The organism is Bellilinea sp., assembly GCF_034432615.1.
Classification (GTDB): domain Bacteria; phylum Chloroflexota; class Anaerolineae; order Anaerolineales; family Anaerolineaceae; genus Bellilinea.
This window is the reverse complement of sequence record NZ_DAOUBL010000248.1, coordinates 1-9,776: the sequence shown is the minus strand read 5'-3', so window position 1 is coordinate 9,776 and position 9,776 is coordinate 1. Positions and strand designations below refer to the sequence as shown.

The window sequence follows — 9,776 nt, the reverse complement described above, 5'->3', positions numbered from 1 at the left end:
AAACATTGAACTGTGCAAAGCCGTCACCATGGTTTTATCTTTGCACAGTTCAATGTTTTTTCGCTCGCGGGCAATGTCTTCCATTTTCCGCGCAACTTCGAAGACATGAAAGAATTCCTGCCGTTCGAAGTCTTTCAAAGACAGAATGTCACGACCAGCAAAACTACGCATTGTGTTTACCTCCATTTATTTTTTTTGAATTTATTCTTAAAATTGAACGTAACATACGGTTTTGTTCTCAATCATCCGGCTAAAACCGAAGTCGCAGCGATTGCAACGAACAGGGTTTTGAAATCACCTCCTCTTATTTCACACGTGATTTACAGGTTGACGGCTGGCTACACGCCGCACCAGGTGGAAACGAAAATAGCCGGGCAGGAAGTAACTGTGAGAGTAATCCACTACCCGACCGCCGTCGTCGTACAAATAGGCTTCAAACAGCAGCAAGGGGTCACCGCGTTGAATTTCAAGGGCTTTTGCAATCTCGGAGCTGGCCGAAGTGGCGTTGATTTCGGTGTAGGAATTCATCAGGTTCAAGTCACCGCGTTTCAACAGAAAATCCAGCACCGAGCCGGTAAAACCCTGGTCCAATTCCGTCGGTGAAAGCACATTTTCCGGCAGCAGGTCAATCAGATAGGCGACCGGTCGGTGTTCGGTTGTAATCACCCGTTCAACTTTGATGAGCGGTGTTCCCTTTTCCACATTCAGGTTCTCTGCCAAAATTGCATCCGCTTCAAGGCGGATAATCTTGACATCCCCCATGTAAACCTTAAGGTTGATTTTTTCTGCCAAACTTTCAATGCTCTGCAAAACTTCCAAACCGGTTTCAATCACCTGCACATGGCTGACCACAAACGTGCCAATCCCTTGCCGACGGCGGATCAGCCCCTGGCCTTCAAAAGCGCGCATCGCCTCCCGCAGGGTGGCGCGAGAAACACCCAGCTGTTTGGCAAGTGCCGGTTCGGATGGCAGCCGTTCACCGGGCGGTGTTTTGGCAATAATATCAGCCAGCTCGACCTGCAGTCTTTGAAATGGATGAACGATGGTATCCATTTTTCCCTCTCTTTTCAGGATTCGACGACCGGCAGGAAGCGGAATTGGGTTACATCCACCAGCCCGCGGTCGGAGATTCGCAGCGCCGGAATCACCACCAGCGCCAGTAGACTTAATTGCATATTCGGATTGTTCAACAGACAGCCACACGCCTTGAAGCCCTTCAGCACGCTGTCGGCTTCAGCCGCCACCACTTCGGCAGGCTGGTTGGACATCAGACCGGCAATCGGCAGATGAACTATACCGATGATTTGACCATCCTTGATCACGACCTGCCCGCCGCCCGCCTGTGCCAGATGATTGGCTGCCTGCGCCATCATCGCCTCATCCGTTCCAACCACAATCATGTGATGGCTGTCGTGAGCAACGGTGGTGGCAATCGCACATTTCTGGTCAAATCCGAAGCCTGATACCAGCCCTACCTGCACAACACCGCTGGCATGGTGCCGTTCAACCAGCGCAATCTTTGCAAGGTCGGATTCGCCTGCCAGAGTCACTTTGCCATTGACGATCTGGACTTCAAGTTTCAGGTGGCGAGTGGGCGCCTGATTTTCAATCACGCCGATGACGTTGGCAACCGCTTTTCCATTCTGTGGCTGTTGCACAATCAAATCAAAATCCTGCTCCGTGAGCGGGCGTTTCAGCCGAACGGAATGGGTTGCCCAGTCCGGGTAGGCATACCCCTTTAATTCAATCAGCAATTTGCCGCCGCTGGCAATGACTTTTCCTTTCGCAATCACCACATCGGCACGAAAATTGACCAAATCTTCGACGATGACAATATCGGCAAACCGGCCGGGAGCAATCATTCCCAAATCCCGGCTTACTCCAAAGTGAACCGCCGTGTTGATGGTCGCCATCTGAATCGCCTGCATCGGTTTCAAACCCTGTGCAATGGCATGACGGAGGACACGATCCATGTGGCCTTCCTGTACCAGCGTAGCCGAATGCGAGTCATCCGTGCAGAGGATGAAATGGCGTGGGTCCAACCCCAATTCCGTCACAGCTTTGACCTGGGCTGCCACATCATGCCAGGCCGAGCCGTAACGCATCATCACCTTCATGCCCTGCCGCACGCGTTGGATGGCATCCTCCAGCGTGGTGCCTTCATGGTCATCCTCCGGGCCGCCAGCTACATAGCCGTGAAACGGCAGACCCAAATCGGGTGAGGCATAATGTCCTCCGATGACCTTATTGGCTTTGCGGGTTTCTTCCAGCTCAGCATGGACGGTGGGATCGCTGTTGAACACACCGGGGAAATTCATCATCTCGCCCAACCCGATAATGCCGTCCCACTGCATTGCCTCGGCAACTTCGTTGGGTCCAATGGCTGCCCCGGGGGTTTCCAGGCCGGGCGCCGAGGGCACACAGGAGGGCATTTGAACGAATACATGGATGGGTTGATCGGCGGCCTCATCCGCCATCAGGCGCACCCCCTTCAGGCCAAATACATTGGCAATTTCGTGCGGGTCAACAAACATGCCGGTCGTGCCGCGCGGTGCCACAGCGCGGACAAATTCGGTCACGGTTAACATTCCCGATTCAACGTGCATGTGAGCATCCAGCAAACCCGGGCAAAGGTAGCGGCCGTCCGCTTCAATAATTTGGGTATGATCACCAATCGTGTGTGCCGCTGAAGGCCCCACAAAGGCAATCCTGCCGTCCAAAACCGCAACATCCGTCGCCGGGATGATTTCCCCCGATTGGACACAAACCCACCTTCCGTTGCGAACAACCAGATCGGCCGGAATGCGCCCCATCGCGCAATCCACCAATTTGCGGGTGTTCTCAGCGGTTAACTGTTTCATTCTTTACCTCCGGTAAGAATGCAACCTGTCTCTCGATTGAAACAGGTTGCTGCTAACTGGATAACAAGCGTCTTGCCCGTTGATTGTGCACTTCAATCTGACGCATCAGATCAATCGTCTGCAATTCACCCTTGCGGACGATCAAACGACCGTGCACGACGGTGTAATCCACCGGGCGCGGCTGACAAAACACAATGGCCGCTACGGGATCATGGAGCGCACCTGCATAATCCAACCGGTTCAGGTTGATGGCAACAAAATCTGCGCATTTTCCGACTTCCAGCGAGCCGATGTCGCTGCGCCCCAAAACGGCCGCCCCGCCGCGGGTAGCCAGTTCCAGCGCCTGACGGGCGGTCATCAAAGGCGGCGCTGCTTCCTGGCTCAATGAAGCGCCTGCCAAACCTGCCCCCAAACGCGCCAGCAGCATGGCCTGACGCGCCTCAGCCAGCATGTGCGAGCCGTCGTTGGAAGCCGAGCCGTCCACACCCAAACCCACTTTTACGCCGGCTTGCAGGTAATTCATCACCGGTGCAATTCCCGAAGCCAAACGCATGTTCGAGGAAGGACAGTGAGCAACCCCGCACCCGCTATGAGAAAAGACCTGAATTTCTGTCGGGTTGACATGTACGGCGTGGGCGAACCAAACATCATTGCCCACCCATTCCAGCGCTTCCATGTAACCCACCGGCCGGTAGCCAAATTTCTGCTGGCAGAACACTTCTTCATCCTGTGTTTCCGCCAGATGAGTGTGCAAATGAACCCCATATTGGCGTGCCAGCCGCGCGCTTTCGCGCATCAACTCGCCGGTCACACTGAAGGGAGAACACGGCGCCAACACGATTTGCACCATTGAGCCGGGCTTTGGGTCATGATAGGACTGAATCAGTCGCTGCGAGTCGCGCAAGATGGCTTCCTCGCTGTCCACCACCGAGTCGGGCGGCAGGCCACCTTTGCTTTCCCCCAGGCTCATCGAACCGCGCGAGGCATGAATGCGCAGACCTAGCGGGCGGGCTGCCTCAATCTCGTCATCCAGCCGTGAGCCATTCGGGAAAAGGTACAGGTGATCCGAAGCAGTGGTGCATCCGGAAAGTGCCAGTTCTGCAAGCGCGGTTTGGGTGGAGATGAAAATATCTTCCGGCGTCATCCGCGCCCAAATTGGGTAGAGTGTTTTGAGCCAGTTGAACAGGTTGGCATCCTGAGCAGCCGGTACCGCGCGGGTGAGAGTCTGATAAAAGTGGTGATGGGTGTTGATCAGACCGGGCATCACCACATGCCCGGAAAGATCCAGCACCTCATCGGCGGTTTGAGGCAGCTCATCACTTTTACCAACCTGCTCAATGAAGCCATTCCGGATGAAAAGACCTCCATCCGCAATCTCGCGGCGGAGGTCATCCATTGTAACCAGAACCGTAGCATTTTTGACGAGCAGAGTTTGCGTCATGGCAAATCCATTCTCGTTTTTGTCTCGCAGGTGGGAAATGTGGACTGATCAGACATCAGACATTCTCAGTTTAATGGATTTTAGCTGGCTTGTCAATTGTCAGACAACATGATTTTCGTCATAATTTATCCGCCAGCTCGGCCGCCCGCAGCGTATTTTGCAGCAGCATGGCAATCGTCATAGGGCCAACCCCGCCCGGCACAGGGGTGATGTGGCTGGCAACTTCTTTAACCTCATCAAAGGCAACATCCCCAACCAGACGTGAGCCTTTGGGATGGGTGGGGTCTTCGATGCGGTTGATACCCACGTCAATTACCACTGCGCCCGGTTTGACCCAGTCGCCGCGCACCATTTCTGCCTTGCCCACCGCGGCAATCAGCACATCCGCCTGATGAACCACCGCAGGCAGGTCACGGGTGCGTGAATGGCAGATGGTAACGGTGGCATCTTCGCGCACCAGCAGCAAGGCAACCGGCATGCCCACAATGTTGGAACGACCCAACACCACCGCATTGACGCCCCGCAGGGAAGGCAGTGTCTTTTTAAGCAGGTAAATACAGCCCGCCGGTGTGCACGGCACAAAGGCCGGTTCCCGTCCCTTTTGTGCCAGTCTGCCAATGTTGACCGGATGAAAGCCATCCACATCTTTGTGAAGGCTGATGGTGTTCAAAACGGCTTCTTCATCCAGGCCGCCCGGCAGCGGCAGCTGCACCAGAATCCCATGAATGCGCGGGTCTTCGTTGCACTCCCGAACTACTTTCTCAACCTGCTCCTGGGTGGCATCGGCTGGCAGTTCAAACCCAAACGATTCGATGCCAACCTCTGCACAGGCTTTGCGTTTGGAACGAACATAAACATGCGAGGCTGGATTATCCCCCACCAGAACGGTTGCCAGCCCCGGCCTGGACTTTCCGGCAGCGATCCTTTCCTCAACCGTCCTTTTGACCTGCATCCGAACTTCTTCTGCAATCAACTTGCCGTCAATCAATGCAGCCGTCATTCTTCGCTCCTTTCTTTTTAAGGTGATTTATCGGCAGCCTGCGCCGTATTGACTCCTCGGTTGAGTTGTTCAGTTATCTGACAATGCTGGGATAATTCCATTATACCGATTTTTCCCAAAAAGACACCATCCTTCTGGCGAGTTGAAACGATTGATTTTGCATGAATAAGGTACTATCCGGTATAATTCATTCCAACAGGAGGATTGCGAACCCATGAGTAAAATTTGTGTCATTGGAACCGGTTACGTCGGGCTGGTAACCGGAACATGCTTTGCCGACCTTGGCAATGAAGTGCGCTGTCTGGATATTGACAATCAACGCATTGAAAAACTAAAACAAGGTATCATGCCGATTTATGAACCCGGCCTGGAACAACTGGTCAGCCAGAATGTCAAAGCCGGGCGTTTGATTTTTACCACCGATTATGAACAAGGCCTGGAAGATGCCGAATTTGCCTTCATCGCCGTCGGCACTCCATCGGGTGTGGATGGCGAGGCCGATCTGCAATACGTTCGGGCAGCGGCTGAAAAAATTGCCGATCTCGTGGATCATCCGATTATCGTCGTTAACAAATCCACCGTACCGGTCGGCACAGGCGACTGGGTATCCGATATCATCCGCAAACGCCGCGCTGGCAAGCCGCTGGATTTTGATGTGGTTTCGAACCCCGAATTTCTTCGGGAAGGCTCGGCAATCAACGACTTCATGTATCCCGACCGGATTGTATTGGGATCGGTCAACCGCGATGCAGCCTCCAAAGTGGCGCAACTTTATCTGAGCCTGCGCTGCCCGATCATGATTACCGACCTGCGCACTGCCGAAATGATTAAATACGCCTCAAATGCCTTCCTGGCAACCAAAATTTCCTTTATCAACGAAATGGCAAATATTTGCGAAGAACTGGGCGCGGATGTGCGTCAGGTGGCGCAGGGTATGGGCATGGATAAACGGATTGGCAATGCCTTCCTGGATGCCGGTTTGGGATGGGGTGGCTCCTGCTTCCCCAAAGACGTGAAAGCCTTAGCCCACATGGCTGTACTGCATGGCACCAATCCGCAGCTTTTACAGGCTGTCATGGATATCAACCGTAATCAGCGCCGCAGGGTTGTATTGCGCCTGCGCAAAGCCCTCGGTTCGCTGGACGAGAAAGTCATCGGCGTTTTGGGTCTTTCCTTCAAACCCAACACCGATGATATCCGCGAAGCCCCCGCCCTCGAAGTAATTCATCTGCTGCAGGTTGAAGGCGCAATCGTTAAAGCCTATGACCCACAGGCAATGGACGCCGCCCGCACCATGCTGCCGAAGGTGCATTTATGCGGCAATCCCTACGAAGTAGCCGAAGGCGCCGATGCGCTGGTTTTGGCCACCGAATGGAATGAATTTAAGCAGCTCGATTTCGAACGAATTGCCGGGCTGATGCGAAATAAATTGATCATGGATGGACGCAATCTCTGGGATCCGGAACGACTGCGTCAGTATGGCTTTACGTATTATGGTATTGGGCGACCCTCACTCAACGGCAACGACCTGAGTGGCTGCCCCTGAAAATTCTCCATCCGCCACAAAAGCCGGGCACCTCTTAATCAGGTGCCCGGTATGTTCAAAAGCATGAATTAAATGGGGTGAGTGGAATTTTGCCAACCGCGTGGTTGAACCGGGTCTTCAATCAGGATGCCCTCGAGGGCATCCCTCAACTGCCAGATGAGAGCATTGATCTGGTCATTGCCGACCCACCTTATGGATTGGGCAAAGACTACGGCAATGATTCGGACCGCCGCCACCCTGATGACCTGCTCAAATGGACCTGCCGTTGGATTGAACTGGTGCTGCCAAAACTGAAACCAAGCGGCAGCCTGTATATTTTCACCACATGGCGATACAGCCCGGAAATATTCCTTTACCTTAAGCAGCGCATGATCATGGTCAATGAGATCATCTGGGATCGCAAGGTACCCAGCATGGGTGGAACGACCCGCCGGTTTACCTCGGTACACGACACAATTGGTTTTTTTGCCAAGACCAGTCAGTATTATTTTGATCTTGATTCCGTGCGCATCCCTTACGACCCGCAAACCAAAAAGGCGCGTTCGCGCTCGATCTTTGTGGGAAAAAAGTGGCTGGAAATAGGCTACAACCCCAAAGATGTCTGGTCGGTAAGCCGCTTGCATCGCATTCACAGTGAGCGGGAAAACCACCCAACCCAAAAACCCCTCGAAATCATCGAACGCATGGTCAAAGCCTCCTGTCCGCCCGGCGGGGTGGTTCTGGATCCCTTTGCGGGTTCGGGAACCACCATCGCTGCCTGCCTGCTGAATCAACGAAATTACATCGCTTTTGAAATCAACCCCGATTATTACCAGATCATTCTCAAACGCATTGAAAAAATCAACCACGGCGAATCTGAATGGTAAAAGACGGGCAAAAAAAGCATATAGCGAGTTCATCACTCTTAACCCGTTCTTAACAGTATTTGAGAAACGGGGATTCTTAAATTTACGTATAAATGTATTGAGAAAAAATTCAATTTTTATCTCAAAAAAGGAGCCCGCCATGGATCAACTCTTCAGCTTGTTGGCCTGTCTGGTCCCCCTCTTTTTTGTTCTGATCTTCCTGTTCTTTTCCGCCGTCAAGCAGCTTTACCAGTACGAACGCGGTGTGGTATTCACTTTGGGAAAATTCACCGGTACGCGCAACCCCGGCATTACCCTGATTCTGCCGGTAATTCAAAACATGCGCAAGGTGGACATGCGCATCAAAACAGCCGATGTGCCCCGTCAGGAAGTGATGACCAAAGACAACATCCCCATGCTGGTCAATGCAGTGGTGTACTTCAAAGTGGTGCGTCCGGAAGACGTGGTCATCAAGATTGAAGACCATGTGTATGCCATCCGCCAGTACACTCAGGCAGCCCTGCGTGATGTAATCGGCAATCATGAACTGGATTTTGTGGTCAGCGAACGCGAAAAGATTGCCAACAGCATCAAAGAAATTGTGGATGCCGAAACCAGCGGATGGGGCGTGGATGTGGAAAGCATCAAGATTCAGGAAATTGAACTGCCGGCTGAGATGAAACGCGCCATGGCAAAGCAGGCCGAAGCCGAGCGCGAACGCCGCGCGATGATCATTGCCTCGCAGGGTGAACTTTCAGCCGCTGAAAATCTGCGACAGGCCGCCGAAACCCTCGCCCAATCTGCCGGCGCTTTGCATTTGCGAACACTGCAAACCATCCGCGATATTGCCGCTGACCCCTCTGAAAAAATTGTCCTCTTCGTTCCATCCGACATCAACAACACCCTCAGCACCATCATGGGCAAGAAAGAATGAGCCGCAGCCTTCTTGATACCAAAACCCGCTACCTGCAGCTCGCTTTCAATTACGACCTCGCCCTGGCAAAGCAAATTATCCCCTCGTTACCGCAAAACGAGCGTATTTTCATCGAGGCCGGTACCCCCTATATCAAATACGAAGGAATGCGCGGCGTCCGCGAAATGCGTCGTTTGTGGAAAGGTCAAATTGTGGCAGACCTGAAAATCAGCGATGGCGGGCGGCAGGAAGTGGAAATGGCCCATGATGCCGGGGCAACTGCGGTCACCGCTCTCGGCAGTTCTCCGGTTGAAACACTTGACCGCTTCGTTATCCGTTGCGCCGAGTTGAGCGTGATTTCGATGGTGGATATGCTGGGTGTGGAAGACCCGCTGGAAAAAATCATGCGCATGCGCCGTCCCCCCGATGTGGTCATACTGCACCGCGGTCGTGACGAAGAAAGCACCCGCGGCAAGGTCATCCAATACCGCCATGTTAATCGGCTGCGCAGTAAATTTGATGTGGTCATTTCAGCCGCCGGCGGGGTGGATTTACGCGAAGCACGCAGTGCCATTTTCAACGGCGCGAATATCGTGGTAGTCAATCTGGTCAAACCCGGCGATGAATGGCAGGGCATCCCCACCGATCAGGATGTGCCTGCCATTGCTGCCGAATTTCTGGCAACCATCGAATAAATCAGCGCCCGTTGTCCTTGCAGTTGTGCAGGTGATGCAGCGATAGATATTCGCGCAAGTACTGACCGGTATACGAACCGGGGAAACCGCAAATTTGCTCCGGTGTTCCTTCGGCTACCAGCATTCCACCCCGGTCTCCGCCTTCGGGACCAAGGTCAATGATGTAATCCGCCACTTTGATGATGTCCATATTGTGTTCAATGATCAAGACCGAATTGCCGGCATCCACCAGGCGTTGTAACACCTCGATCAACTTGTGAACATCGGCGGCATGCAGCCCCACCGAAGGTTCATCCAGCACATACAGCGTCCTCCCCGTTGCCCGCCGCGAAAGTTCGCGGGATAATTTGACGCGCTGCGCTTCACCGCCGGAAAGGGTTGTTGCCGGCTGACCGATGCGGATGTAGCCCAAACCCACATCCTCCAGCGTGCGCAGTTTATTGACAATCGCCGGGAAGGCCGAGAAGAAATCCAG

The 9,776-nt window shown here is 53.5% G+C and carries 8 protein-coding genes and 1 pseudogene; 4 read left to right on the top strand and 5 right to left on the bottom strand.

The window, feature by feature from the left end; all coding sequences use genetic code 11:
• Positions 1-309 precede the first annotated feature (309 nt).
• The 4 genes from VAE48_RS10915 to folD all read right to left on the bottom strand — a co-directional run bounded on the left by VAE48_RS10915 (position 310) and on the right by folD (position 5,302).
• Positions 310-1,053, bottom strand: a complete 744-nt coding sequence (locus VAE48_RS10915) for a GntR family transcriptional regulator (protein WP_322793360.1) — start codon at positions 1,051-1,053, stop codon at positions 310-312.
• A gap of 14 nt (positions 1,054-1,067) precedes the next feature.
• A complete protein-coding gene (gene ade / locus VAE48_RS10910; protein WP_322793359.1) occupies positions 1,068-2,861 on the bottom strand; it encodes an adenine deaminase in 1,794 nt (597 codons plus the stop codon).
• A gap of 52 nt (positions 2,862-2,913) precedes the next feature.
• Positions 2,914-4,302, bottom strand: a complete 1,389-nt coding sequence (locus tag VAE48_RS10905; protein ID WP_322793358.1) for an 8-oxoguanine deaminase — start codon at positions 4,300-4,302, stop codon at positions 2,914-2,916.
• Between the two features lie 118 nt (positions 4,303-4,420).
• Positions 4,421-5,302 carry a bifunctional methylenetetrahydrofolate dehydrogenase/methenyltetrahydrofolate cyclohydrolase FolD gene (gene folD / locus VAE48_RS10900; RefSeq protein WP_322793357.1) on the bottom strand — a complete coding sequence of 294 codons (882 nt, stop codon included), beginning with the start codon at positions 5,300-5,302 and terminating at the stop codon, positions 4,421-4,423.
• Between the two features lie 214 nt (positions 5,303-5,516).
• Here folD and VAE48_RS10895 point away from each other — a divergent pair, with 214 nt between their 5' ends.
• The 4 genes from VAE48_RS10895 (at position 5,517) to VAE48_RS10880 (ending at position 9,301) form a co-directional block, all read left to right on the top strand.
• The gene (locus VAE48_RS10895; protein WP_322793356.1) at positions 5,517-6,848 is read left to right on the top strand and encodes a UDP-glucose/GDP-mannose dehydrogenase family protein; all 1,332 of its coding nucleotides are present in this window, start codon (positions 5,517-5,519) and stop codon (positions 6,846-6,848) included.
• A gap of 77 nt (positions 6,849-6,925) precedes the next feature.
• Positions 6,926-7,714, top strand: coding sequence for a DNA-methyltransferase (locus tag VAE48_RS10890; RefSeq protein WP_322793355.1), 789 nt, complete (start codon positions 6,926-6,928; stop codon positions 7,712-7,714).
• 139 nt (positions 7,715-7,853) lie between these two features.
• Positions 7,854-8,627, top strand: coding sequence for a slipin family protein (locus VAE48_RS10885; RefSeq protein WP_322793354.1), 774 nt, complete (start codon positions 7,854-7,856; stop codon positions 8,625-8,627).
• Positions 8,624-9,301 (top strand): orotidine 5'-phosphate decarboxylase / HUMPS family protein, encoded by a 678-nt coding sequence (locus VAE48_RS10880; protein WP_322793353.1) that lies wholly within the window; start codon positions 8,624-8,626, stop codon positions 9,299-9,301. The genes VAE48_RS10885 and VAE48_RS10880 overlap by 4 nt, the downstream gene beginning before the upstream one ends.
• Before the next feature lies 1 nt (position 9,302).
• Here the strand turns inward: VAE48_RS10880 and VAE48_RS10875 are convergent.
• Positions 9,303-9,776, bottom strand: a pseudogene (locus VAE48_RS10875) (excinuclease ABC subunit UvrA); the annotation flags it as partial.